Raw genomic sequence first — 22,096 nt, forward strand, 5'->3', positions numbered from 1 at the left:
TGGCCGAATAACTTCACTGGAAAGCCCTATGCTGCCTTCGCCCGCCAAGCCTTACGCCAATGCCGCGCTTGCCCATCGACAGCGCTGGCGCGGGCGTGTGGGCTTGATGCTGGTGGCCGGTCTGTCGGTACTGGCAGGCATGACCGATGCCATTGGTTTCATGGCCAGCGGCGACTTTGTCTCGTTCATGAGCGGCAACACCACGCGCCTGGCGGTTGCGATCAGTGCGGGTGACCTTGGCCTTACCGGGCGGTTGCTGTTGCTGGTTGCCACCTTCATCGTAGGCAATGCCTTGGGCGTGGTTGTCAGCCGCGTAAGCAAACGTCGCGCGCTGCCCTTGTTACTGAGCATCGGCGCGCTGCTCTGCGGTGCGGCGCTGCTGCCATGGGCCGAGACCCTGCCCGCCCTGTTAGCGGCGATCATCGCCATGGGCATGCTCAATGCGGCCGTCGAGCAAGTGAACGGGGTGCCGGTAGGGCTCACCTATGTCACGGGGGCGCTGTCGCGTTTCGGTCGCGGGCTGGGCCGCTGGTTGTTGGGCGAGCGCCGCAATGGCTGGCGCATGCAGCTGATACCTTGGGCGGGGATGTTTATCGGCGCCGTGATCGGCGCGCTGCTGGAGCAGCAGATCGGCCTGCGCGCCCTGTGGGTCAGCGGTGCGTTGGCGGGGCTATTGGGCCTGGCGACCCTGGCGATTCCGCGACGCTGGCAGTTGGGCTTCATGCCACGCTGAACAGTGGCCCCGGAAGGAGGTGCCCGCCCGACGTTTAAGCCTCGACATCCGTGTACCGGTAAAGAGCCATTACGTCGGGCGAGCGGGTGAATAATAGGCCAAATATGACCAAGGCAAGGTATTAAAGACAAGTGGCGAGTGCGGCCAAACGGCGTTTGGCGGGCATCGTGTCTTCTGCGGCGTAATACTTGACGGTAGAACCTGCGCCCGTGCTCAGCACATCCACAAAATAGTCTCCGCCGGTGGTGTACACCGTGAAACCCCCGGCCTCGGTGGCTTCCTTGAAACCGCCGGCGTCGACGCCAAACACGCTTTCGTCCTGCCAGCCGTACTGGATGCATTGGGCGACCACCAGGGTGGCCTTGTCCGAGGCCATGGTCTTGTAAGGGCTGCCCGCGCGCGCCTCTTTCATCTTCGAACCCGCGCAACCGGCCAGTGCTGCCAGTACCAATGCGCCTATCACCGCTTTTTGCATGCTCGTGCTTCCCTGGAAAAACCGTGACTCTACCATTGCGCCGCCGCCAACTGACGCGCCCATGAATTTTGTTTCACTGTGCAGGCAAAACCGGCCGCTTATAGTGACCAGGCTCATTTTCAAGAAGTCCTCCTTCTGCCCGCCCTCCCGCGGGCTTTTTTTCGCCTGCGGCTCACAACCACCAGCGCAACAGATAGAACAACACCATGCTCGACAACACCGTGATCAGCACGCTGCGCGTCCAAATCATCAGCGCCACGGCGCAGATCCCAGCCAGCAAATAGGGGTTGCTCGGGCTCAGGTTGAGCTGGTGGTCTTTGATGAAAATAATCGGCCCGCAAATCGCGGTGAGCATGCCCGGCACGGCGAACCCGAGGAACTCACGCGCCCCCCGGTTCAGCCGCACCGGCAGGCGCGGTTCGATAAACAGGTAGCGATTGAAAAACACCACCAACCCCATCGCCACAATCATCAGGTAGATCATTGCTGGCCGACTCCCAGGCGCTTGCAGACGAACCCGGCGCTCATCCCCAGCACCCCGGAGACCACCACCGCCGATTCCCAGTGCAGGTAACTCAGCCACACCGAGCACAACAGCGAGACGGCAACACAGACCACTGTCGGCACGTCGCGCACGACCGGCGTGATCAGGGCGATAAAGGTTGCGGCAATCGAAAACTCCAGCCCCAACTGGTCGAGGCCGGGAATGCTTTTGCCCAGGACGATGCCGGCCAAAGTGAACAGGTTCCAGATGATATAGAACGTCAGGCCGACACCCAGGGCATGCCAGCGATTGAAGGTCTGGCGGTCATAGTGGTTGACCAGGGCAAAGAACTCGTCGGTCAACAGAAAGCCCAGGCTCATGCGCCAGCGGGTGTTGAGCGAGGACAGCGTCGGGCGCATGTGCATGCCGTAGAGCAAGTGCTGGGAGGTCAGCAGCAAGGTGGTCAGCACGATGGAGATCAGGCTCGCGCCGCTTTTGACCATGCCGATCGCCACCAACTGAGCGGCACCGGCGAACACGATGGCGGACAACCCTTGGGCTTGCAGCGGGGTGAACTGCGCATCGATTGCCATTGAGCCGGCGAGCAAGCCCCAGGGGGCACAGGCCAGGGATAACGGAATAACGGCGATTGCGCCACGCGTGAACGCGTCATGAGGGAGGGCAGTAGGCATGGGAGGGGCTCATCGACAGACAGTCGGCAAGCATGCCAGCGCGCCCAGGCACTTGTCTTGAACGATCTTGCTCAGGCGAGCTTTACCGACACCAGCTCCACCGAGTCGCGCGCTTCGCGCAGTTCGTAGGCATCCTGGTTCAACCGGTGAATGGTGTTGAGCAGGCGCTGGCGCAGCACCTCATCGCCGAGTTTTTCGACGGCACGCATCAGGTCGAACGCGGCGGTTTCGTTATTTTCCGCAACGGAATCCAGGGTCTTGCGCAGGTTACGAGTGGCTCGGGTCACGCGGTCTCTTCCTTCATCAGCAATGGGCGGCACTTTAGGACATTCGTGTTTCAGTTTAATTTCAATCACTTGTGGCTGATTAGGAGGCAGTTGATCCACGTCAAACGAAATCAGGATTTGGCTTACATTGAGGCTTATCCTCCTGTGCGAAGTCGCAGACAGGCAAACGCCATGGATAGGTCGGTCCCTACCCTGTTTAAATGCCTGGCCAACGCCACCCGAGCACAGCTGATGCGATTGATCCTGCGCAAACGCGAACTTTACGTGGACGAACTGATCCATGCCTTGGATGACAGCCCGCCAGGGTTGCAAAACGACGCGCGGCGTCTGGATGCAAGGGGCGACAGATCACAACAGGCCAGCACCTGCTGAGCCATCGGAGCGTTTATTCATGCTTGTTGCAATTGCTATTTTCATCATCACCATCGTGCTGGTCATCTGGCAGCCCAGGGGCCTGGGCGTCGGCTGGAGCGCCTCCCTGGGCGCGATCCTGGCCCTGGCCTGCGGGGTGATCAGCCTGGCGGATATTCCGGTGGTGTGGCACATCATCTGGAATGCCACCGGCACCTTTGTCGCGTTGATCATCATCAGCCTGTTGCTGGATGAAGCCGGGTTCTTTGCCTGGACCGCGCTGCATGTGGCGCGCTGGGGGCGTGGCCGGGGCCGGCGATTGTTTGCCTATATGGTGCTGCTGGGCGCACTGGTGTCGGCATTGTTCGCCAATGACGGCGCGGCGTTGATCCTCACCCCGATTGTGATGTCGATGCTGTTGGCCCTGCGTTTTTCGCCGGCGGCGACGCTGGCATTCGTTATGGGTGCGGGCTTTATCGCCGACACGGCAAGCCTGCCGCTGGTGGTGTCGAACCTGGTGAATATCGTCTCGGCGGACTATTTCAAGATCGGCTTCAACGAATATGCTGCCGTGATGGTGCCGGTGAACCTGGTCAGCGTCGCCGCGACCCTGGCGGTGCTGCTATGGTTTTTCCGTCGCGATATTCCGCAGTCTTACGACCCCGCCGACCTGGAACAACCCGCCAGTGCCATCCACGACCGTGCGACCTTTCGTGCCGGCTGGTGGGTGCTGGGTATTTTGCTGGTGGGCTGCTTCGCGCTGGAACCGCTTGGCATTCCCATCAGTGCGATCTCCGCAGTATGCGCCGTGCTGTTGCTGGTGATTGCGGCCAAGGGCCACAGGATCTCTACACGCAAGGTGCTGAAAGACGCACCGTGGCAGATCGTGGTCTTTTCCCTGGGGATGTACCTGGTGGTCTATGGCTTGCGTAACGCCGGCCTGACCGACTACCTGGCCACCTGGCTCGACACCTTCGCCAGCTACGGCGTGTGGGGCGCGGCCATGGGCACCGGCGTGCTCACCGCGCTGTTGTCCTCGGCGATGAACAACCTGCCAACGGTGTTGATCGGCGCGCTGTCCATCGAGTCGAGCCATGCCGTGGGCGTGGTCAAGGACGCGATGATCTACGCCAACGTGATCGGCAGCGACCTGGGCCCGAAAATCACTCCTATCGGCAGCCTGGCGACCTTGCTGTGGCTGCATATCCTGGCACGCAAGGGCATCACCATCACCTGGGGTTACTACTTCAAGGTCGGGATTGTGCTGACCGTGCCGGTGCTGTTGATCACCCTTGCCGCCCTGGCCTTGCGCCTGAGTTTGTAAAGGGACGCGGTGTTCATTCATCTCGACACTGACGTATGCTCTCGCACTTTCTCGAAAGGACGCGGGCATGCTGACGATCTTTTTCTATGCGCTGGTTTTCGGTTTTGTGTTTTGTCTGTCTCCCGGCGCGGTGCTCGCTGAAACCCTGCGCCGAGGCTTGCTCTACGGTTTCACACCGGCCCTGTTGGTGCAGATTGGCTCGTTGGTGGGCGATGCGGTCTGGGCGGTGATCGGGCTGACCGGCATCGCGCTGCTGATCCAGCATGACGCGGTGCGCGTGCCGCTGACGGTGGTCTGCGCGCTCTACCTGGCCTGGCTGGGCATCCGCAGCCTGATGGATGCGTGGCAGCTACCGCAAGTCGAAAGTGCACCCACCAGCTCCGGGAAAAACGCCCTGGCAGTGGGCGCAGCGATCTCCCTGGCCAATCCGAAGAACATCGTTTACTGGGGCGCCCTGGGCAGCGCGTTGTCGGGCATCGTCGGCACCACCCCGAGCCATGGGCAAACCCTGATGTTTTTTGCCGGCTTCATGCTGGCGTCGGTGCTGTCATGCTTTCTGACTGCCGCGCTGGTCAACGTGCTGCGCAAGAATGCTTCGCCAACTTGGCAACGCATCAGCTATGGCGCCTGTGGCCTGGTATTGATTTATCTGGCCATTCTCGCGGCGCAGGGTATTTAACAGGCCGGGGCGCGACGGTGAGGTTTCAGGCCTTGGCCTTGGCCTGGCGCTCCAGTTGCACTTGCAACTGCGCATCGATTTGCAACTGGGCGGCTAAATCGTCCAGGTAATTGCGCTCCGCGTCCTGCTGATCATCCACCAACATGACGCTGGCCAGATACATCTCGGCCGCAAGCGCCGGGTCGCTGGCGAACTCGGCGAAATCCGCCGCATCCAGAGGCTTGGCGACTTCAGCGCCGAGCCACTCCTGCAATTGCGGGTCGTCGGTATGCTTGCCCAGCTCAGTAGAAATCAGCTGCTGTTCTTTATCATCGATCCGGCCATCGGCCTTGGCGGCAGCGATCAGTGCGCGCAACACGGCGTGGCTGTGCGCTTCGATTTGCGCGCCCGACAGCTGATCGGCCGTCTGAAAGGCCTGCTGCGGCTGGCTCGCCTGTTGGCTCTGCCAGGCCTGATACGCCTTGTAGGCCATCATCCCGAGAGAAGCCAACGCAGCATAGTTCATACCACCGGCGCGCCCTTGCGCCGGGCGCGTTGCCGCGCCACCGCCCAACATGCCCCCCAGCCCACCCAATAGTCCACCCAGGCCGCCACCGGCCGAAGCATTGCCGGCGCTGGTGCCTTTGAGCAGCCCGCCAAGCAGCCCGCCCAACCCGCCGCCCGAAGACGCACCGCCCTGCCCCGCGCCGCGCAACAGTTGTTCCAGTAGATCGCTGGTATTCATGGTGTCGCCCTCCAAGGCGCATAGTGGCGTTAAATCAACCTTAGTCCGCCGCTGATGGAACACCATGACCGCCGGGCGGGCAAGCTTTATGATGGCGCCACTCCGCCATTCGAGAGGACGCATCGGTGAACCGCATTGAGCACATTGGGTTGATGGCCAACTACAACCAATGGATGAATCGCAAGGTCTACGAAGCCGCCGGCAAGCTGACAGACGTGGCGTTGGTTGCGGACCGACAAGCGTTTTTCGGCTCGATCCTCGGCACCCTGAATCACCTGGTGCTGGGCGATACGGTCTGGCTCAAGCGCTTTGCCGAGCACCCGGCAGGCTTTTCCGCGCTGCTACCCCTGAGCGCCATCGCCACACCCGTCGACCTGAGGCAGTTGGCGTTCGCAGACATACGCGAACTCTCGGCCCAGCGTGCCTGGCTGGATCAATTGATCCTCAATTGGGCCGACAGCCTGCAGGAAACCGACCTGGACCAGCGTTTGCGCTACCACACCATGCGCGGGGCAGCGGCTGAGAAACCGTTCTTCGGTCTGCTGGTGCATTTTTTCAATCACCAGACACATCATCGTGGCCAGGTGACCACGCTGTTGAGCCAGGCCGGGGTGGATGTGGGCGATACTGATCTACTGGCGTTGTTCGACTGAGAGCGGCATTGATCTTGCCCATCGTGTTTTTCTTGTAGATCACTGATCTGGCAGGTTTTTTCGGATAACTGTTTGTGCAGGAAAGCGTGCATCGAGGTTGCGTCGAAGCCGCTGGATCTATATATTCGCAACCCTGCTGCACCGCGCTACCGCCCGAATGGCGAAACTGGTAGACGCATGGGACTTAAAATCCCCCGCTCGTAAGGGCGTCCCGGTTCGATTCCGGGTTCGGGCACCATAGATATCAAGGGCTTGCCAGGGAAACCTGAGCAGGCCCTTATCTTTTGTGCTGCGCAATTTTAGAGTCCGCTCCGCAATTCCCTTCCTTCGGCGTCCTGCCGACCTATCTCCCTATTCATAATTTGCCTACTACTTTGTTCACTCCACGGAGGAACACTGATGCCGAGCACAGATCTACTCCCTTCCCTGCTTTTCAAACTCTACGAGAATCAACTCGCCAGCGAAGCCGCCATTTTGGAGCTGTCGAATTGGGTTGCCCGGCAAGGTTCTGCCGACATGGTCGGACTGCTCGACCCGGCCGCCAGCCTTCGCCATTTCATCCAGGCTCGTTTTTGCCCGAATTGCATCGGCCGAGTCGATCTTGACGCCGAGCTGCTTGTTGAAGCTCGACGACGCCCACATGATGCGAATGTCTGCATCCAGTAGGTGGGCATGGTCTTCGTTGTGAATGCTGCCTGTGTCGGCGAGGATCTCGGCCTGGAGCCATTCCCACACCTCAGAGGCTGGTGTCAGGCGCATGCCGAAGTCGGCTTGGTCAGACAGCTCAAGTATTGAGGGCGGAGGGAATGGCCTATCCATGGGGCACCTTGAGCTTGTAATAGTCGCGACTTGCCGGTTATAAGTCGCCCGATAACGCTACAGAGTTCAAGGTGTAGGAAATGGATAACCTGATAAAGCTGCGTATCGGACTGACAATTGCGGCGGTTGTCGGGCTAGTACCAATCACCATTCTCTTCGCGGTCGGCGTAGTGGCGTTCTTTATTCCGCTCATTTTTGTCGCCAAGAGTCCTCCGCTTGGGACGCTAGCACTTATAGGCGCAGCAATCGTCTCGACATTCGCGATATGGTCTGCATGGAAGATCTATGCACTTTCAATGTCAGCGGCACCCGTTGTGCGCAACTCACACTTGCTGGCATCGGGAGCGGTGATTGCGATGATTTGGGGTATGGTCCTCGCGTACTGCACGCGCGATCTGCCCGAACTCACATACATATTTCTTATGCCAGGAATAGTCTCGAGCTTCATGCTCGCCCTTACATTGAAAAGAGCGAAGGCTTGAGGCGAGCGACGAGTTGGTTCAGCAATTTACCCTTCTGAATTTTCCAGCAGCACATCAATCAGCTTCTGCTCGCCCAGGCGCATCGCACCGAGACATTGCAGGTCGTCGCACTTAGGACCGAGGCCGAACACCGTCACCTCTCCCTTGGCGCCGATCATGGTCAGCGCACCCACGGTGCATTCGGGATGCTCACCCGCATCGAGGTCGTCGGCGATCTTGCGCAGGGTCTTGGCGGCGTCGCGACAGTCTTCCCGCTTGAACTCCAGCAATTTGACGGTCATTCGGGCCACGATGAATTTGTTGATCTACAAGCTGCGCGCCAGCATGATCTAACGTTCCGATCCGTAAAAAACGTGACCAGACTGCCTGGCACTACACCAGTCAAAGGATACTGACCTAATGAAGTCAATGCTCACCGCTGCAGCGCTAATATCTGCGACGACTCTTATTGCAGCCTGTCAGAGTGGGCCATACACCCCGCCGGAGCCTAAAACTGAAGTACCGACTACCAAAATGAGCGTTGGCAACTTCATTTCACCAAAAGCGTGTACGAGTGGCACAAATACTCTGAATGGCAAATTGATTGGAGCCAGCCTATGTATCCGATCGCAGAAATATGAAGTCTTCGGCGGCCCAGATATCACCCTGAGCTTCAATCGTGAGCTCGTTACGGTGCTTACCCCTGAGGAAGCGGTCAAAGGGTTCAGAGCTACAAAATACGGCGTCACTGCTTCATTCAAGTGCGAAGAAATCCCGAAAAAAGACACCGATGAAGGGCGCTCTTATCATTGCTCCTACGATGCAAGCAATCTTCCTTTGATCAGGGCTGATATCACATTTCCATAGCCGAGCATGACACCCAATCTCGCGCCACGATTTAGCGCATTCGAAAACGTGGCGCGGATGAGCCGGGTCTACTCCGCTGAATTTGATTTTATGAGACTTCAACACCATGCACGGACGCTTGTATCTCATCGCGTTACTTCTCGCTGGCCCCGCACTGGCATCGGAGCCATCCCGCTACAGCTACGACGAAGCCCCTACTGACGGCTACATGTACGCCGTTAGGTATAAACAGGCCAAGCTGGCTTGTGAATCGCTGCCTGATGACCTTGAAGCGGACTATGCGAAAGCGATGCGCCTTACCAAAGAAGCCAACCCCGAATTTGAGCGAACTTTCGTCAAAGGCTTAGCGGCAGATCTTAGGTGGCGCAAACCAGCGACGCCCGAAGATCAGCATTTGGAGTGCGATCAAAGTCAGCATGCACTGCGCGTGACGGTAAGCCTCGCCCGCCAGTGGTTTCCAGGGGCATGGTAGGCGCTTGTATTATTTGGTCCGCCGCTCGACACCATCATGCGCGAGTTCGCAGCTCAGCGTCCGACATAGCCAGACCTTCACCCGCTGCCAGTACGTGACCATGAAGATGTGCCGGGCACCGGCCATAGCCAGGGATACGTGTAGCGTCATGCCGGCGGCGGTCGGGCCGAAGAAGATATTCTGGCTACGCACCGACACAACGAAACCGGTGATGGCGATCGTGGTGTAGATCAGCTTCCCAAGATCGCCACCCTTTGGTTCGCCTACGCCTCCATCTGAGGGGCCGAATTCATGGCTGTAGAGGACGCCATCCTGAAGCCTTCGTCATTTCCTTGGAAATAGACGTCTTAGAGCAACCGCAAGAGCCGCCGCTAAGAAGGAGGCAGCAATTTTCGAAGAGGAATGAATCATATTGAGAAAATCACCGAAGGTCGCCGTCTCCGGATCAGCTTTCAGGAGAAATAATACGATGAAGCCAAGATAACAGCCTAGAGCACACCCTAAAAACGCCTTCATTTCAGATCGCGCGAAAGCGATGGAGCGTTGAGTTAACAAAGCACCACTGTGGGCGGCACTTCTTAGCGACTCGTTGAAATTCATAGGCTGGTTCCTTCCATTGATTGTTGGCGGACCAATAGTAAATCAGATGCGCGACTCGCGCGCTAAGGCAGGTACCGACAAGGCAGAGTCGAGCGGTGACATTTTGCAAGCTCGTGATCAGCTCGGGCACACCACCGTGGTCATGGCCGAGAACTACATTCGCAAAAGGATCGGCAAAAAGGTCACGCCGACGAGGTGAGTTCTGCACCGCAATCATTTTCTCCCCCTTGAAAACAAAGAACTGCAAGGGGTATTAAGAGAACGCATAGCGGTGCAGAATTGACGCTATGTCATTGTTTTAAACGATTACATTGCGGACTTAAAAACCCCGCTCGTAAGGGCGTCCCGGTTCAATTCCGGGTTCGGGCACCATAGATATCAAGGGCTTGCCGGGGAAACCTGGGCAGGCCCTTATCTTTTCTGCTACGCAATTACCCTTCTCCGGCGTTCTGCCGATCAATTGACTCCTACCAAAAATCAACCGAACTACGCACGCATCCCAAGGCTCTATCAGGAGACGCCTGGACATTTCCAGGCCAACCCGCATGGAGTTGAACATGTCTGACGACCTGAAAAACCGTGGCCCGCAAGACCGTGCTCGAGTGAACACCTCCGAAGCTTGGGAGTTGAAACATTGGACGAAAGAATTTGGTGTGACTGAGCAACAGCTCAAGGAGGCAGTGAAAGCTGTTGGTCCAATGGTTGAGGACGTGCGTAAAAAGCTCGGCAAGTGAGAGTGGTGACGCCCATCTGCTGCATCAACTGAAGCCGCACCTGTTGCGGCTCCAGTCGTTGGCCTTTGCATGATGTGGCCTTCCTTGTGGCCTGTCGGTTAACCCGTGTTTGCAACACTGAATGCGTGGATCTTGTCGACGATCTGGCGTGATGCCATTCTGATTGCCGTGGTGGTATTGCCGGCGATATGCGGCGTCAGTTGCGCGTTGGGAATACCGATCAAGGGCGAGTCGAACCGGTCTTTTTCCAGGGCAAAGGTATCGATGGCGACCGCCTTGATATGCCTGGGAAACTGACTCATGAAGGCCGCCAACTGATGTTCGTCGACGATTCCGCCGCGAGCGGTATTGATGAGGATTGAACCTTGGCGCATCTGCCGGAACTCGGCAGTGCCGAACAAGCCTCGGGTCAACGTGGTGAGCGGTACGTGGATCGAGACGATGTCCGCCTCGGCCAGTAACTGCGCAAGGCCTGCCCGTCGATCAAGCTCAAGACTGCGCGCCACCGCTTCGGTAAATCGCTGGGACCCAGTGGCGATCACCTTGATGCCCAGCGCTGCAGCCTTGCGTGCCACTTGCCGGGCAATGTTGCCGGTGCCCACCAGCCCAAGCGTAAGTTCGGCGTATTCGGGGGTGGGTGCCAAGGTGCCTTTTGCCCAGTGAGCGTTGTGCGTTTCGGCGTTGTAGTAATCCAGCTCGCGAGACAGAAACAGCGTCTGGGCCACGACGTATTCGGCAACGGCGGCCGCGTTGGAGCCCGGCGTGTTGAGTATCGCCACGCCGCACTGCTCGCACTCAAGCCGATCAATGTGATTGACTCCCGTACCGGCCTGGGCGATGGCGCGCAGTGGTGTGGCCAGCTCAGGCGAGGTGGCGGCGCGGATCAGACTGGCGCCGAAAGGGATGTTCAGGCGCGTCTTGAACACGTCGTAACCCCCGGCCCGACTCACGGCAGCAATAAACGCAGGCTCGTCATGGCAGTTGATCTCGGCGTATTGAATGCGCGTGTTGTAGTGCTGCCGGATGCGGTCTTTGTCCGCGAAATAGTGCAGGTTGAGGGTGACGGCCAGGCCCAGCTCAAGAAAGCGATCGACTTCCTCAAACAGTAGCGGCGGGCCGGGGGCATCCAGTATCAGGGTGGTAAATGCCATACAGTTGATCCTCTCGGAGGGGCGTGCCCTCTTCGGTCAAATCGAATGTCAACCTGAACATCTCCAAACTACTCATTCAATTACTCAGGCATGTTTGAATCGGCCGGAATCGGCGTGGGGATTTGCCATGAAGTTTTTTTACCGTCCTGACTTTCGTAAGTGCAGACCATCGCGCTCAAGGGAACGTAGCGTCTTCGTCAACATCCGCTGAGTCACGCCGACCATCTGCCTTTTTATCTCAGCGTGGCGCAACTTACCGTACACACCCAAGGCATGCAGGATGCCCAATGACCAGCGGCTGCCCGCGTGAGCGAGGACTTCCCGCCTGACGCCATCATCCTCCTCTCTAAGCGTCCGGCAGATAGCCTCGGCCTGCCTCAGCGCCTTCTGATCGGTCATTTCTTTCCCTGGTATCACACGTGTGCCTTCTTATAAGCGCTGCCAAATCGTGCAAGCATTTGCTCATCGTACAGGCATCAATCTCAGGAGACACCATGACCGAAGTGAACCCGCTACCTCCCCGATCTATTCTCGTTCTAGGCGCCGGTGAACTTGGCCTTCCAGTGTTGAGCAACCTCGCGCGGGTGGCATCGCGCGCGCCTGGTTCCACCGTCAGCGTCCTGCTGAGGAGTCGACCATCAATACTCAGGCGCCGGAGAAAGAGCGGGAAACCGATGAGCTTCGTCGCCTGGGAGTCCAAATGGTCGCTGCGGACCTGGTGAAGGATTCAATCGAGCAGCTTGCTGAAGTGTTCGTACGCTTCGACGCGCTGATAGGCTGCGCAGGCATGGTCGCGGGCCGAGAAACGCCGATGAAACTGGCTAGCGCAGCACTCAAGTCCGGCTTGAAGCGCTACTTCCCCTGGCAATCACCAATGGTCCACCCGTTCCTGTACAAACTGGGTGCTACCTGTGGCCTACCGAAGATGAATGCTGTTTAGTCCAGCAAATTCCTCACCGACGTAGGGGAGCCAATAGAGACAAAGCCCCTTTCACTATCATCGAACTCACCAACCCGTTTAAAAACAAGCCCCCCAGCTTGAATAAAATAACCGAAGAGACTCAAGTCTTCTGATAATTCTCCAGACCATCCAACGTTAAGAATCCGTTGAACGTCAAAGTCCTCAGGCAACGCAATAATATATGAACAGCGCTCATCCAAAAGCGCATCGACTGCGGGTTCCACAGACAATTTTGACAAGCACACAGCTCCAAAAAATTTCAGCCTACTGTCAGAATCTATCACCACTTCTTGCACACGGCAGCCGTCTGTAATTTCGACTCCCCGGGCTTTTAACGCCCCCCATAGCTTTCGGTGTCGAACAATTCTTGTATCTGGCTGCCAAGCGGAATTACCTAAAAACAACCACAAATTATATTTGGGCATTCGTCGTTCGAAAATTTCATAGATAAAATTCAGTACACAGACTAACGAATCGCGTGATGATCCTGAAACCAAAAAACTCGCCGCCGAAAGTATTCCATGTGGATGCTCCTGAGCATAACCGAGATTAATTACTTCGTTGCGAACTGAAATATCAGAAGTGCTCAAAACGTTTAGTTCAATATCGCAAAGCGTGGTGCAGATTCGCATTCTTGGCTGCTGCCCGGTAGCTGTCATGTGCATTTATACTCATCTTGGCGGGTGACCCTTTCGAAAATCAAACTTTTTACAGCTACCGCGCTTCATGCCCGCCAACCAATTCAGGCCAAGAGTCTGTGAATAGGCACTTCCATATCCCGCCAATAGCTTCCAATAAGCAACGTATCTTCTGATTATCAAAACAGCTCTATCTCCATAAATCGCAGCACCTCTACGGGGTCTCGCTCAATAATGCCAATATAATGCTTATACTCATTCACTAGTAGCGGGTAGCCCATCACACAGCTGATTTTAAACACATCAAAAAGAGACTTGTAGTCAGGGTGCGACTGAGTAATACAAAACTCCCAGCCTGCTGGAACACTAGCATCAACCAAACGAAATAGACTGCTAGGAACCCAAAAAGGTGGTTGCTCAGGAGCCCGCACCAAAAAATCCACTCGGTCAAAAATGAATAGAAGAGCATATACCACGTAACTCTCCCCAACACACAAAGGAGAATAGTCAGTTTCATCCACCTCACCTAAATAGCGCTCCCTGGGTGGAATAGCGCTACCGAGATTAGTTCGGCAAAAGGCAAGCATATGTTTACTCACTTAAATTTGAAGTCATCAATTGCTCCAGCAATGGAGTTTCTTACATGGTGAATTTCGATTCCATTGATGTTTTGCGCCGATTTCACCCTGCCATCAGTTGCCGGCCATCGAGCATCAGTCATCGGAACGGGCAGCGAACGACCTGCAGCAGGATTTGAAATAGCCTGCTCATTGCAAGTTTTCATTCAAATTAGCAGACGTGGATCTCCCCGTCGAACCCAAGCCCAACGGTTTGTTCATTATAGGGGGTATTCCAGCGCGTTTTGCATCATTGGCATGTAGGAGGTTATCAGCGTCAGTGTTAGCTTCCTCATAGAACCAGGAAAAGGGACAGATTTATTTTTTTAGCTTTTTGAAATCCCAGACTTAATCAAATAAATTTGTCACTTTTTCCTTGTGCCCCTGCTATTAGTGCCGCTACAGGTTGACCAATAGTTTTACTCGCTTTGATTGCACCTTTTTCACTGTCAAGCCACTTGCCAAAAAGTAACTACCGGCCCGTAATCCTGATCAGAGTTAGAAATATCTACAGTAAATTTTCTTCCAGGAAACTTATCACTCAAAACTAACCTCCACGATAACGCCACCGCCACCGCCAGCTGCTCAAAAACTCTATCATCAACATCCTCAGAGCACCCTTCGAAAACATCATATAAATGAGTGTGATTAATCATTTTCTCAGTTGCTTGCAAGTCGCCACCAAATTGCTTGAGCCAACATTCAAAAACATTACCATCATATTTATTTTCTAAAAATACTCCATCTCCAACCACAACAAAATCAGGGAAAAATAGCTTGCACGACAACAGCACGTCCTCAGGATGACACTTACTACTTATATAAGAAAACTCGTCAATCGTGTCTTTTTCCACCCACTCCGACTTCCAGGACTCATAACGAGCCAAGCCGACCAAAGGATTAATTGTGTTGATTTTCATTATGGAATCTCGTCCGTTTAGCGGGCCTGGGTGCTAGTTTTGTCGAGGGCGACTGAACTCTTATCGTCCCATCAGGTAATTCATTTCTCCCGTACTCGACCACATCGGGCGTTGATACATTTGCATGTGCCGCTCCAGTAACGTCGACTCTCTTAACAATCATCCCTTTGAGTCATATACCGCATAGCTGGTACTGTTCCCCTGATTATCTTCTCTATACAACGTCCCATTTGCCGGCCCGCCATCAGCTTAAAACGCCCGCTTATCTGGGTTGCGCCTTGTAGCGGACCGCCCGCAAGGTTGCCTGCATTGCGTGGGCCTGGAATCTATTACTTTTGTACCATTTACAAAAACCTCCCCCCGCCTTTATACCTAAAGACTTAACCTCCCCGAGCACAGCATCAATCAAAAACTCGGTGGCGACAATATACTCATCGCCATGCAGGATACTATCAGCGTCAGCTTTAGCTTCCTCATGAAACTGCTTCATGGTTTCAACGGGACGGTCTGTCAGCTTAGCAGCGAGCTCGATCGCTGCAGATTCCTTGATTTAATCATGACTCTTGTCACTGACTGAATTCGCAATTAAACAAGACACATACACCATTCTCCTTTCCCACCAAGCTTATTGGCTTTTTATTCATCCCATCATCAGTCGAAAGTTCAACCATGAGACTTTGATCCTCAAAAGACTGTAACTCCTCAATTAGCTCGGCAATGGTTTTTCCACGGGTAATCCATTCGGGTGTTTTTTTGTCGTTCATGTCAATCGCCTATACGTTTCATACTCGCGTCAAAAGTCCCAGCCTCGTCTCCTTCGAGCCAAGCGCCTCAACCGCCGGCCTGCTAGAACTTGCATGATTGGCCTCGGCCTGGGAACGGTATTCAGTTTCGGTGTAACTGTGGTTTGATCAGACGCGTGCGCTCAGCCTCGGTCAGCGCTTCGGCACCGCCCAGCTCGAGGGTTCTGATCGGGAAGCAGCGGGTGTCGACGGGGTGGCCGGTGCTGCTGTCGCAGCGGACTTGCCCGGCAGGTCTTTGAGTTCGTCGATGCGCCGTTGCTGCTCTTCGAGCAAACGGTCCTGGCGGTCGCGAATCAGGTCGGTGATGCCCGGCGTGTTCTGCGCCGTGGCGGCTTGCACCCACCCGGTGGTGCTCAAGCAAACGATAACGGACAGGCCGCCCAGACGTATCGAACGCCACATGTCTAGATCCCTCTATGTGGCTCAGTGCCACCAACGGGCGCGGATCTTAAAGTGGCATTTTGATGGCGTCAATTAAATGTAGAAATTTGTTTCGCTGGGCAGCCCTGCGCGATTCAAACAAAAAAAGGCGCTCCGTAGAGCGCCTTCTTACCGCCGATTGCGTTACTGCAAACTCACCTGACGCAACTCAGGCTTTGCCTCGCTACCAATCGTGATGCGTTTGGGTTTGGCCTCTTCAGGCACCTCGCGCAGCAGGTCGATGCTCAGCAAGCCGTTGTTCAGGGATGCGCCACGCACTTCGATGTGGTCCGCCAGGCGGAACGACAGCCGGAACGCACGTTGGGCGATGCCCTGGTGCAGGTAAGCGACCTTCTCGTCGGTTTCGCGTTTTCCGCCGGAAACCGTCAGAACGCCTCGTTCGACCTGGATATCCAGATCCTCCTCGGTCAGTCCAGCCACTGCGATGACAATCCGGTAGGCGTCATCACCGTGCTTTTCCACATTATGAGGTGGATAGGAATTCGGAGCCTCGCTGCGCAGCGCCGACTCGAACAGGTCATTGAAGCGGTCAAAGCCCACCGATTGACGGAACAGTGGGGCCAACGAAAGGGTAGTAGCCATTTTAAAATCTCCTGAGTTTCTCCAAGTGATTTAGTACACGACCCGTCTTCGGCATCGCGTGATCAAAAATTTATGGACGCACAAAAAGAATTCAAGAGGGCTGAGAAAAAATTTTTATCTGGTGGATACCTCTATCGCGAGAACTGCGACGTCACCGCTTGTGCTCTAATCTCAACACCAGGCGTGCTTTAACCCGTGAGCGCCTGAGACAGCCCTTGAGGTATAAAAAAATGAAAATGACTCTCCCTGCCCTCGCGTTGGGCGTCCTGATCTCCCAAGGCGCCATGGCCGCCGGGGATGGCACTGCCGCCCTGGGCGGTGGTGTCGGCGGCGTGCTGGGCAATGTCGTGGGCCAGCAACTGGGTGGTTCGACCGGCGCGGCCATCGGCGCCGGTGTAGGTGGCGCAGCCGGCGGTGCGGTGGGCGCGCAGAAAGGCAATCGCACGGAAGCAGCGCTTGGCGGCGGGGTCGGGGCTGCAGGGGGGTCGGTTATCGGTAACCACCTGGGCGGCAGTACCGGTTCGACCATCGGCGCAGGCCTGGGTGGCGCCGCCGGTGGCGCGGTAGGCAACAACTTGGCGGATGACGAGAGCAGCCATCGCTCCGACGGCCGCAAGCACAACGGCAACAAGCATAAACACAAGAACAAGCACCGTTGATCTGACGCTGCCCGGGCTGAACGACGCTGAGCGCCGTTCAGCCCGGCCTGCCAGCCTTACATCGGCGTACTGCTGACCACGCGCAACGCCAGCCCTTCATACGCATCCAGCGTAATCGTGAACGTCCCCTCTTCCGTCAGGTCCCCTTCCACCCGCTCATTGATGATGTCCACCACCGGCCCCGGTGCGATGTTGGGCAGGTGCAGGGATTCGGTAATCGGCGTGGCGCCGAAGTTCAGCGCGGTGATCTGGGTGCCCTTACCCGCCGGCAATTCGTGAACCATGACCAGCAGGCCTGGGTGCTCCACATCCGGGATCAGGATCTGGCGGCTGGCGGCGATGTCGTAGGCGCGGCGCACGCCGAGGATTTTCTGCAGTTGCGAGGCGAATGAGTCCGGGTCCTGCAACTGGCTGTTCAGGCTGCCATACAGGCTTCTGGAACGCGGCATCTGCCCGGCCGAGAGCTCGGCGTCGGGGTTGAGGTCGACCAGGTCGTAGGCGCCACGATGAATCCAGCGCGTGTCGCCATCGGCCATCAGATGTGCGACGTCTTCGGCGGCCAACGGCAGCGCGCCCACCAGGTCCCAACCCGATAGCGCAAACACCCCAGGCTGCATGGCGTTGTACATCACCAACAGCAAATGGATCTGGCGAATCTGTTGGATATCGGCTGCGGTGATGGCCTCCAGGTCACGAATTCCGAGGGCGGCGGTAATGATGCTGGCGGTGGTGCAGGACACGCCGTTGGTGACGAACTTGAGGTTATACGGCGCGTGTTCACCGGTCAGGCGTTCGTACATCTGCTCGCGGATATGCTCGCGCAGGATGTTGCCGGGGAAGGTCTGGCCCTGGAACATAAAGCTGTCATGGGCATGCAACGTCCAGAAGTGCACCAGCTCCAGGGTCAGTTCATCGTGGTTTTGCAGCGCGTGGATCAGCGAGCCAGGGTCGATGCCGAGGCTGTGCATCTGGCGCAGCATCAGGCGCAGGAATTCAGTGTCGCCCATCAGCAACGCGTGCTGGTAGGCCGGCCGGGTGATGAAGTCATAGGACAGGTCGGCGCCGCCATGGGACATGGAAGCGATGTCGTCCACGGTGAGGTTGAGTTCCTGGAAACTGAAACCGCCGGCCTTGCGGATTGCCCCACCCAGCAACTGGTTGCCGGTGATCGACAGCGGATGGCTTTCCGACCAGGCGCTGCCGTCGAGCTTGCGCTCCACGCCGAGGAAGCCGTTGGCGTCCAGGCGCAGGATCTTTGCGCCCATTACGTCGATGGCGTGCAGCGCGTCGCCGATGATCATCTGCTGGGCGGCGAAGGATGGATCGAGCCAGTTCAGCGACGGCTGCCCTTCCTTGAAGTAATGCAGGTACACCCAGCGGCGCGGCTTGCCGTCGACGCCCACCACCACCGGCGTGGCGCTCCAGTCGGTTTCCTTGACGCCGGGCTCGAAGAAAATCACCCGCTGCAATTGGCCGACGATGTAGTGCTTGTCGCGTAGCGCATCCACCTGCGGTGGGCTTAGGTTCTGCGCGTCGCGGCCCTCGGCGACGTCCGGCAGCAACGGCCAGTCTTCTTCGCGGATTTCGACCATGTGGTACAGGCCGGGGTAGTCTTCATAGGCCATTTCCGCCAGGCGAAAATCCGCGCCCTTGCCAGTGTGCGAGGGGATCACGTCGTCGATGATCACCGCGTTGTGCGCGGCGGCCATGCGTGTCAGCGCCTGCAACTGCGCCTCGGTGCCCAGTTGCGGATCGATGTCGAAGCTGATGCGGTCGAAGTTGCCGTCGATGGTCGGCGTATGTTCGGTACCGGACAAACCGCCGGATTTCTTCAACGGCCCGTTGTGAATGCCCTGGATGCCGATCTTCGACAGCACATGCCACAGGGTTTCGTCGCCCAGCGCTTCCAGCACCGTGCCGTCTTCGCGGGTCACGATCGATGCCGGATACGCCGTGAACCACACCGAGGACAGGGCCGACGCATCACGCGGCCGGGTTTGCGCAAAGGGCTGCTGCCACATCCGCCCCTGCCCCGAATAGAGTTTGGCCCGCTGGCGCGCCGCGTGCAGCATGGAGCCTTGCACCAGCCAATTCACATGATCGTTGTCCGCCGCCGTCATAAGCCTGATACCTGTGGTCGTGAAAGGTTACTCGTACGCATAGGAGCGACGCGCGGGGCGATTCGTTGCATTGAGATGCAGATTCAACTGTGGGAGGGGGCTTGCTGATCGTCCCCACGCTCTGCGTGGGAATGCCTCCTGGGACGCTCCGCGTCCCGCCGACCGCTGCACCTGGGAGCGACTGCGCATAGGTGACGCAGAGCGTCACGGGCTGCATCCCCACGCGGGAGCGTGGGAACGATCGTCATCGGGAGCAAGCCCCCTCCCACACTGGATGCGTCGCCTGGCGGTACTGCCTCGGCGTGAACCCCGTCGACGCCTTGAACTGCCGGGTAAACGCGCTGTGGTCGGTGTACCCGCACTGCAACGCCACGTCGGTGATTGGCAGCGTGGTATGCAGCAATCGGTGGGCATGCTCCAGCCGCACCTTCTGGATCATCTGCCGGGGCGTGAGGTGGAACACGCGCTTGCAGTAGCGCTCCAGCTGCGCCACGGAAATGCCCGCAATGCGCGTCAGCTCGCCGAGGGTGACACGGCGGTTGAAGTGCGCGCGGATATGCGCGTCCACTGCCGCCAGGCGCTGGTAGGCCGGGTGGGTTTCGCTGGCCGACTGCAGGTCGACCGAGATACCGGCCAGGCCGATGATCGTGCCGCTATCGCTATACAGCGGCCATTTGTGCGTGAGGCACCAGCCGGGTTCGCGGCTGCCGTACAGGTGCAGCTCAAGCTGGTCTTGCAGGACGAACCCCTGTTGCAGCACCCGTCGGTCCTGCTCGGTATATCCCGGCCCCAGTTGCGCAGGGAACACTTCGGCGCTGGTCTTGCCCAGCAGCGGTTGCAGGTGTCGCAGGCCGCAGCGCTGCACCAGGGTGCGGTTGGCGAGCACGTAGCGGGCGTCGATGTCCTTGATGAAGATCGCCGCGTTGGGGATCACGTCCAGCAACGGCAACAGCTGCGCGGCGCCCGTCAGCAGTTGCTCGATGCTGTGGGGGCGGCTGCCCTGCAAGAGACTCGCAAGCATGTTCTGCACCATGACATTCATCGCCCGTTTCTGACCCCGACGCCGAGCAGAGTGCCCCATGCCCGGGACGCTGTCGAGCGCCGGCGATTGTGCTGAATTCGTCATCCATCCCCACAAAAAACATCAATCGCCGTGGGTTTATCGGGCTCACGATAGGGCCCCTGCATGCCTATCCAATAACTCACAAGAAGGCGCCGCTATGTCAGGCCAAGGCAAGTTCAAGAAACAGCTGTCATTGATGGACCTCACCTTTATCGGGTTGGGTGCCATCTTCGGTTCGGGTTGGTTATTCGCCGCCAGTCATGTGTCTGCAATCGCCGGTCCCGCCGGGATTATCTCCTGGCTCATCGGTGGCTTCGCCGTGCTGCTGCTGGGCATTGTCTATTGCGAACTCGGCGCCGCCCTGCCCCGTGCCGGTGGCGTGGTGCGTTACCCGGTGTATTCCCATGGCCCGCTGTTGGGTTACCTGATGGGGTTTATCACGCTGATCGCATTTTCCAGCCTGGTGGCGATCGAGGTGGTCGCCTCGCGCCAATACGCTGCGGCGTGGTTTCCCGAGCTGACCAAGGCCGGCTCCAGCGACCCGACCACCCTGGGCTGGCTGGTGCAGTTCGCCTTGCTGTGCCTGTTCTTCATCCTCAACTACCGCAGCGTGAAGACCTTCGCCATCGCCAATAACCTGGTGAGCGTGTTCAAGTTCATCGTGCCGCTGCTGGTGATCGGCGTGCTGTTCACCTTCTTCAAGCCGGCGAATTTCCAGGTGCAGGGCTTTGCGCCGTTCGGGCTGTCGGGCATCGAGATGGCGGTGTCGGCCGGCGGGGTGATCTTCGCCTACCTGGGGCTGACGCCGATCATTTCGGTGGCCAGTGAAGTAAAGAACCCGCAACGTACGATTCCGATTGCATTGATCCTTTCGGTACTGCTGTCGACGGCAATCTACGTGCTGCTGCAAACCGCGTTCCTGGGTGGCGTGCCCACCGAGATGCTCGCCAACGGCTGGGCCGGGATCAGCAAGGAATTGGCGCTGCCCTACCGCGATATCGCCCTGGCACTCGGCGTAGGCTGGCTGGCCTACCTGGTGGTGGCCGATGCGGTGATCTCCCCCAGCGGCTGCGGCAATATCTACATGAACGCCACCCCGCGTGTGGTGTATGGCTGGGCGCAGACCGGCACGTTTTTCAAGATTTTCACTCGCATCGATGAAAAATCCGGCATCCCGCGCCCGGCCCTGTGGCTGACCTTCGGCCTGTCGGTGTTCTGGACCCTGCCCTTCCCGTCCTGGGAAGCGCTGATCAACGTGGTCTCCGCTGCGCTGATCCTGAGTTACGCCGTAGCCCCGGTCACCGTTGCCGCGCTGCGCCGCAATGCACCGCAGTTGGCGCGGCCGTTCCGGGTCAAGGGCATGGCGCTACTGGGCCCGCTGTCGTTCATCATCGCCGCGCTGATTGTGTACTGGTCGGGCTGGAGCACGGTGTCGTGGTTGCTCGGCCTGCAGATCCTGATGTTCGTGGTGTACCTGCTGTGCGCACGCTGGGTGCCCACCGCGCACCTGAACCTCAAGCAACAGGTGCGCTCGTCGGCCTGGCTGATCGGTTTCTATGCGGTGACTATCCTGCTCTCCAAGCTCGGCAGTTTCGGCGGCATCGGCCTTATCAGCCATCCGTTCGACACCGTCGTCGTGGCGGTCTGCGCCCTGGGCATTTACTACTGGGGCGCTGCCACCGGCGTACCGGCCCACCTGGTGCGCCTGGAAAGCGAAGACGATGAAAGCGAAGCCGTCAGTGACGATCGCTACAGCCCACCCCTTTCTGCAGCCACTCACTGATGG

27 protein-coding genes, 1 tRNA gene and 6 pseudogenes are annotated in these 22,096 nt (G+C 57.7%); 13 read left to right on the forward strand and 21 right to left on the reverse strand.

From position 1 onward, the window contains the following. The first annotated feature begins 28 nt into the window (after window positions 1-28). Window positions 29-733: a YoaK family protein gene (locus tag C4J87_RS13195; RefSeq protein ID WP_124367148.1), complete on the forward strand. Its 705-nt coding sequence runs from the start codon at window positions 29-31 to the stop codon at window positions 731-733. 121 nt (window positions 734-854) lie between these two features. On the opposite strand, the gene C4J87_RS13200 is transcribed toward C4J87_RS13195, so the two are convergent. The 4 genes from C4J87_RS13200 to C4J87_RS13215 all read right to left on the reverse strand — a co-directional run bounded on the left by C4J87_RS13200 (window position 855) and on the right by C4J87_RS13215 (window position 2,671). Next, on the reverse strand, window positions 855-1,208 hold the full coding sequence (locus C4J87_RS13200; RefSeq protein WP_124367149.1) for a hypothetical protein: 354 nt from the start codon (window positions 1,206-1,208) through the stop codon (window positions 855-857). Window positions 1,209-1,380: 172 nt separating this feature from the next. Then, complete coding sequence (locus C4J87_RS13205; RefSeq protein WP_124362985.1) at window positions 1,381-1,692, reverse strand: AzlD domain-containing protein; 312 nt, start codon at window positions 1,690-1,692, stop codon at window positions 1,381-1,383. Then, complete coding sequence (locus C4J87_RS13210; protein WP_124367150.1) at window positions 1,689-2,384, reverse strand: AzlC family ABC transporter permease; 696 nt, start codon at window positions 2,382-2,384, stop codon at window positions 1,689-1,691. The genes C4J87_RS13205 and C4J87_RS13210 overlap by 4 nt, the downstream gene beginning before the upstream one ends. Before the next feature lie 71 nt (window positions 2,385-2,455). Continuing rightward, the gene (locus C4J87_RS13215) at window positions 2,456-2,671 is read right to left on the reverse strand and encodes a hypothetical protein (protein WP_046068240.1); all 216 of its coding nucleotides are present in this window, start codon (window positions 2,669-2,671) and stop codon (window positions 2,456-2,458) included. Between the two features lie 391 nt (window positions 2,672-3,062). Here C4J87_RS13215 and C4J87_RS13225 point away from each other — a divergent pair, with 391 nt between their 5' ends. Then, entirely contained in the window at window positions 3,063-4,346 is a 1,284-nt protein-coding gene (locus tag C4J87_RS13225) for an arsenic transporter (protein WP_124367151.1), read from the forward strand. A gap of 67 nt (window positions 4,347-4,413) precedes the next feature. Beyond that, window positions 4,414-5,025, forward strand: coding sequence for a LysE family transporter (locus C4J87_RS13230; RefSeq protein ID WP_124367152.1), 612 nt, complete (start codon window positions 4,414-4,416; stop codon window positions 5,023-5,025). Window positions 5,026-5,050: 25 nt separating this feature from the next. Here the strand turns inward: C4J87_RS13230 and C4J87_RS13235 are convergent, their stop codons facing one another. Then, window positions 5,051-5,749 (reverse strand): tellurite resistance TerB family protein, encoded by a 699-nt coding sequence (locus C4J87_RS13235; RefSeq protein WP_124367153.1) that lies wholly within the window; start codon window positions 5,747-5,749, stop codon window positions 5,051-5,053. 125 nt (window positions 5,750-5,874) lie between these two features. On the opposite strand from C4J87_RS13235, the gene C4J87_RS13240 reads away from it, so the two are divergent. Both C4J87_RS13240 and C4J87_RS13245 read left to right on the forward strand, forming a co-directional pair. After that, window positions 5,875-6,402 (forward strand): DinB family protein, encoded by a 528-nt coding sequence (locus C4J87_RS13240; RefSeq protein WP_124367154.1) that lies wholly within the window; start codon window positions 5,875-5,877, stop codon window positions 6,400-6,402. Between the two features lie 151 nt (window positions 6,403-6,553). Then, window positions 6,554-6,640, forward strand: a tRNA-Leu gene (locus C4J87_RS13245). 341 nt (window positions 6,641-6,981) lie between these two features. Here the strand turns inward: C4J87_RS13245 and C4J87_RS13250 are convergent. Continuing rightward, window positions 6,982-7,221, reverse strand: a pseudogene (locus tag C4J87_RS13250) (hypothetical protein); the annotation flags it as partial. A gap of 80 nt (window positions 7,222-7,301) precedes the next feature. Between C4J87_RS13250 and C4J87_RS13255 the strand changes: the two are divergent. Then, window positions 7,302-7,703: a hypothetical protein gene (locus tag C4J87_RS13255; protein WP_124367155.1), complete on the forward strand. Its 402-nt coding sequence runs from the start codon at window positions 7,302-7,304 to the stop codon at window positions 7,701-7,703. A gap of 26 nt (window positions 7,704-7,729) precedes the next feature. Here C4J87_RS13255 and C4J87_RS13260 read toward each other — a convergent pair whose 3' ends face one another. Beyond that, entirely contained in the window at window positions 7,730-7,984 is a 255-nt protein-coding gene (locus C4J87_RS13260; protein ID WP_124362994.1) for a hypothetical protein, read from the reverse strand. A gap of 118 nt (window positions 7,985-8,102) precedes the next feature. Between C4J87_RS13260 and C4J87_RS13265 the strand changes: the two genes are divergently transcribed. Further along, entirely contained in the window at window positions 8,103-8,549 is a 447-nt protein-coding gene (locus C4J87_RS13265; protein WP_124367156.1) for a lipoprotein, read from the forward strand. Between the two features lie 106 nt (window positions 8,550-8,655). Beyond that, window positions 8,656-9,021 (forward strand): hypothetical protein, encoded by a 366-nt coding sequence (locus tag C4J87_RS13270; RefSeq protein WP_124367157.1) that lies wholly within the window; start codon window positions 8,656-8,658, stop codon window positions 9,019-9,021. A 9-nt stretch (window positions 9,022-9,030) separates the two neighbouring features. Here C4J87_RS13270 and C4J87_RS26390 read toward each other — a convergent pair. Together C4J87_RS26390 and C4J87_RS13280 are read right to left on the reverse strand one after the other, a co-directional pair. After that, window positions 9,031-9,270, reverse strand: a pseudogene (locus C4J87_RS26390) (hypothetical protein); the annotation flags it as partial. A 75-nt stretch (window positions 9,271-9,345) separates the two neighbouring features. Beyond that, window positions 9,346-9,621: a hypothetical protein gene (locus C4J87_RS13280; RefSeq protein WP_124367158.1), complete on the reverse strand. Its 276-nt coding sequence runs from the start codon at window positions 9,619-9,621 to the stop codon at window positions 9,346-9,348. 43 nt (window positions 9,622-9,664) lie between these two features. On the opposite strand from C4J87_RS13280, the pseudogene C4J87_RS26535 reads away from it, so the two are divergent. Then, window positions 9,665-9,820: pseudogene (locus C4J87_RS26535) on the forward strand (integrase); the annotation flags it as partial. A 358-nt stretch (window positions 9,821-10,178) separates the two neighbouring features. Then, complete coding sequence (locus C4J87_RS13290; protein WP_124367159.1) at window positions 10,179-10,355, forward strand: DUF3606 domain-containing protein; 177 nt, start codon at window positions 10,179-10,181, stop codon at window positions 10,353-10,355. Window positions 10,356-10,453: 98 nt separating this feature from the next. Here C4J87_RS13290 and C4J87_RS13295 read toward each other — a convergent pair whose 3' ends face one another. Together C4J87_RS13295 and C4J87_RS13300 are read right to left on the reverse strand one after the other, a co-directional pair. Further along, the gene (locus tag C4J87_RS13295) at window positions 10,454-11,506 is read right to left on the reverse strand and encodes a D-isomer specific 2-hydroxyacid dehydrogenase family protein (RefSeq protein WP_124367160.1); all 1,053 of its coding nucleotides are present in this window, start codon (window positions 11,504-11,506) and stop codon (window positions 10,454-10,456) included. 150 nt (window positions 11,507-11,656) lie between these two features. Continuing rightward, window positions 11,657-11,905 (reverse strand): annotated as a pseudogene (locus tag C4J87_RS13300) (winged helix-turn-helix transcriptional regulator); the annotation flags it as partial. 95 nt (window positions 11,906-12,000) lie between these two features. Here C4J87_RS13300 and C4J87_RS13305 point away from each other — a divergent pair. After that, window positions 12,001-12,374, forward strand: a pseudogene (locus C4J87_RS13305) (NmrA family NAD(P)-binding protein); the annotation flags it as partial. 68 nt (window positions 12,375-12,442) lie between these two features. Here the strand turns inward: C4J87_RS13305 and C4J87_RS13310 are convergent. The 8 genes and pseudogenes from C4J87_RS13310 to C4J87_RS13345 all read right to left on the reverse strand — a co-directional run bounded on the left by C4J87_RS13310 (window position 12,443) and on the right by C4J87_RS13345 (window position 16,468). After that, entirely contained in the window at window positions 12,443-13,132 is a 690-nt protein-coding gene (locus C4J87_RS13310; protein ID WP_256679868.1) for a hypothetical protein, read from the reverse strand. Window positions 13,133-13,284: 152 nt separating this feature from the next. Next, window positions 13,285-13,704: a hypothetical protein gene (locus C4J87_RS13315; RefSeq protein ID WP_124367161.1), complete on the reverse strand. Its 420-nt coding sequence runs from the start codon at window positions 13,702-13,704 to the stop codon at window positions 13,285-13,287. A 467-nt stretch (window positions 13,705-14,171) separates the two neighbouring features. Beyond that, complete coding sequence (locus C4J87_RS13320) at window positions 14,172-14,642, reverse strand: hypothetical protein (RefSeq protein WP_256657775.1); 471 nt, start codon at window positions 14,640-14,642, stop codon at window positions 14,172-14,174. Next, complete coding sequence (locus C4J87_RS26710) at window positions 14,623-14,805, reverse strand: polymorphic toxin type 24 domain-containing protein (protein WP_124367162.1); 183 nt, start codon at window positions 14,803-14,805, stop codon at window positions 14,623-14,625. Before C4J87_RS26710 ends, C4J87_RS13320 begins: the two co-directional genes overlap by 20 nt. 99 nt (window positions 14,806-14,904) lie before the next feature. Then, on the reverse strand, window positions 14,905-15,132 hold the full coding sequence (locus tag C4J87_RS13330; protein ID WP_124367163.1) for a hypothetical protein: 228 nt from the start codon (window positions 15,130-15,132) through the stop codon (window positions 14,905-14,907). Between the two features lie 76 nt (window positions 15,133-15,208). Next, window positions 15,209-15,406, reverse strand: coding sequence for a hypothetical protein (locus C4J87_RS13335; RefSeq protein ID WP_124367164.1), 198 nt, complete (start codon window positions 15,404-15,406; stop codon window positions 15,209-15,211). 133 nt (window positions 15,407-15,539) lie between these two features. Then, a pseudogene (locus C4J87_RS13340) lies at window positions 15,540-15,847 on the reverse strand (ShlB/FhaC/HecB family hemolysin secretion/activation protein); the annotation flags it as partial. A gap of 162 nt (window positions 15,848-16,009) precedes the next feature. Then, complete coding sequence (locus C4J87_RS13345) at window positions 16,010-16,468, reverse strand: Hsp20 family protein (RefSeq protein WP_124363001.1); 459 nt, start codon at window positions 16,466-16,468, stop codon at window positions 16,010-16,012. A gap of 230 nt (window positions 16,469-16,698) precedes the next feature. Between C4J87_RS13345 and C4J87_RS13350 the strand changes: the two genes are divergently transcribed. Beyond that, window positions 16,699-17,127 (forward strand): hypothetical protein, encoded by a 429-nt coding sequence (locus C4J87_RS13350; protein ID WP_124367165.1) that lies wholly within the window; start codon window positions 16,699-16,701, stop codon window positions 17,125-17,127. 56 nt (window positions 17,128-17,183) lie between these two features. Here the strand turns inward: C4J87_RS13350 and treS are convergent, their stop codons facing one another. Both treS and C4J87_RS13360 read right to left on the reverse strand, forming a co-directional pair. Continuing rightward, window positions 17,184-19,247 (reverse strand): maltose alpha-D-glucosyltransferase, encoded by a 2,064-nt coding sequence (gene treS / locus C4J87_RS13355; RefSeq protein WP_124367166.1) that lies wholly within the window; start codon window positions 19,245-19,247, stop codon window positions 17,184-17,186. A 244-nt stretch (window positions 19,248-19,491) separates the two neighbouring features. Then, the gene (locus C4J87_RS13360) at window positions 19,492-20,280 is read right to left on the reverse strand and encodes an AraC family transcriptional regulator (protein ID WP_124368972.1); all 789 of its coding nucleotides are present in this window, start codon (window positions 20,278-20,280) and stop codon (window positions 19,492-19,494) included. Between the two features lie 187 nt (window positions 20,281-20,467). Between C4J87_RS13360 and C4J87_RS13365 the strand changes: the two genes are divergently transcribed. Then, window positions 20,468-22,093 (forward strand): APC family permease, encoded by a 1,626-nt coding sequence (locus C4J87_RS13365; RefSeq protein ID WP_124367167.1) that lies wholly within the window; start codon window positions 20,468-20,470, stop codon window positions 22,091-22,093. The last annotated feature ends 3 nt before the right edge of the window (window positions 22,094-22,096 follow it).

Origin of the sequence: Pseudomonas sp. R1-43-08 (assembly GCF_003852255.1) — a bacterium.
Lineage (GTDB): Bacteria > Pseudomonadota > Gammaproteobacteria > Pseudomonadales > Pseudomonadaceae > Aquipseudomonas.

What these genes read in the sequence shown, in the direction of transcription:
- C4J87_RS13265 (WP_124367156.1), top strand. Translation starts at nt 8,103, where the DNA reads ATGAAGTCAATGCTCACCGCTGCAGCGCTAATATCTGCGACGACTCTT.
- C4J87_RS26710 (WP_124367162.1), bottom strand. Translation starts at nt 14,805, where the DNA reads ATGATTGTTAAGAGAGTCGACGTTACTGGAGCGGCACATGCAAATGTA.
- C4J87_RS13335 (WP_124367164.1), bottom strand. Translation starts at nt 15,406, where the DNA reads ATGAACGACAAAAAAACACCCGAATGGATTACCCGTGGAAAAACCATT.
- C4J87_RS13255 (WP_124367155.1), top strand. Translation starts at nt 7,302, where the DNA reads ATGGATAACCTGATAAAGCTGCGTATCGGACTGACAATTGCGGCGGTT.
- C4J87_RS13200 (WP_124367149.1), bottom strand. Translation starts at nt 1,208, where the DNA reads ATGCAAAAAGCGGTGATAGGCGCATTGGTACTGGCAGCACTGGCCGGT.
- C4J87_RS13360 (WP_124368972.1), bottom strand. Translation starts at nt 20,280, where the DNA reads ATGGTGCAGAACATGCTTGCGAGTCTCTTGCAGGGCAGCCGCCCCCAC.
- C4J87_RS13350 (WP_124367165.1), top strand. Translation starts at nt 16,699, where the DNA reads ATGAAAATGACTCTCCCTGCCCTCGCGTTGGGCGTCCTGATCTCCCAA.
- C4J87_RS13290 (WP_124367159.1), top strand. Translation starts at nt 10,179, where the DNA reads ATGTCTGACGACCTGAAAAACCGTGGCCCGCAAGACCGTGCTCGAGTG.
- C4J87_RS13230 (WP_124367152.1), top strand. Translation starts at nt 4,414, where the DNA reads ATGCTGACGATCTTTTTCTATGCGCTGGTTTTCGGTTTTGTGTTTTGT.
- C4J87_RS13365 (WP_124367167.1), top strand. Translation starts at nt 20,468, where the DNA reads ATGTCAGGCCAAGGCAAGTTCAAGAAACAGCTGTCATTGATGGACCTC.
- C4J87_RS13345 (WP_124363001.1), bottom strand. Translation starts at nt 16,468, where the DNA reads ATGGCTACTACCCTTTCGTTGGCCCCACTGTTCCGTCAATCGGTGGGC.
- C4J87_RS13260 (WP_124362994.1), bottom strand. Translation starts at nt 7,984, where the DNA reads ATGACCGTCAAATTGCTGGAGTTCAAGCGGGAAGACTGTCGCGACGCC.
- C4J87_RS13225 (WP_124367151.1), top strand. Translation starts at nt 3,063, where the DNA reads ATGCTTGTTGCAATTGCTATTTTCATCATCACCATCGTGCTGGTCATC.
- C4J87_RS13280 (WP_124367158.1), bottom strand. Translation starts at nt 9,621, where the DNA reads ATGAATTTCAACGAGTCGCTAAGAAGTGCCGCCCACAGTGGTGCTTTG.
- C4J87_RS13195 (WP_124367148.1), top strand. Translation starts at nt 29, where the DNA reads ATGCTGCCTTCGCCCGCCAAGCCTTACGCCAATGCCGCGCTTGCCCAT.
- C4J87_RS13310 (WP_256679868.1), bottom strand. Translation starts at nt 13,132, where the DNA reads ATGCACATGACAGCTACCGGGCAGCAGCCAAGAATGCGAATCTGCACC.
- C4J87_RS13205 (WP_124362985.1), bottom strand. Translation starts at nt 1,692, where the DNA reads ATGATCTACCTGATGATTGTGGCGATGGGGTTGGTGGTGTTTTTCAAT.
- C4J87_RS13330 (WP_124367163.1), bottom strand. Translation starts at nt 15,132, where the DNA reads ATGAAGCAGTTTCATGAGGAAGCTAAAGCTGACGCTGATAGTATCCTG.
- C4J87_RS13320 (WP_256657775.1), bottom strand. Translation starts at nt 14,642, where the DNA reads ATGAAAATCAACACAATTAATCCTTTGGTCGGCTTGGCTCGTTATGAG.
- treS (WP_124367166.1), bottom strand. Translation starts at nt 19,247, where the DNA reads ATGACGGCGGCGGACAACGATCATGTGAATTGGCTGGTGCAAGGCTCC.
- C4J87_RS13235 (WP_124367153.1), bottom strand. Translation starts at nt 5,749, where the DNA reads ATGAATACCAGCGATCTACTGGAACAACTGTTGCGCGGCGCGGGGCAG.
- C4J87_RS13270 (WP_124367157.1), top strand. Translation starts at nt 8,656, where the DNA reads ATGCACGGACGCTTGTATCTCATCGCGTTACTTCTCGCTGGCCCCGCA.
- C4J87_RS13210 (WP_124367150.1), bottom strand. Translation starts at nt 2,384, where the DNA reads ATGCCTACTGCCCTCCCTCATGACGCGTTCACGCGTGGCGCAATCGCC.
- C4J87_RS13295 (WP_124367160.1), bottom strand. Translation starts at nt 11,506, where the DNA reads ATGGCATTTACCACCCTGATACTGGATGCCCCCGGCCCGCCGCTACTG.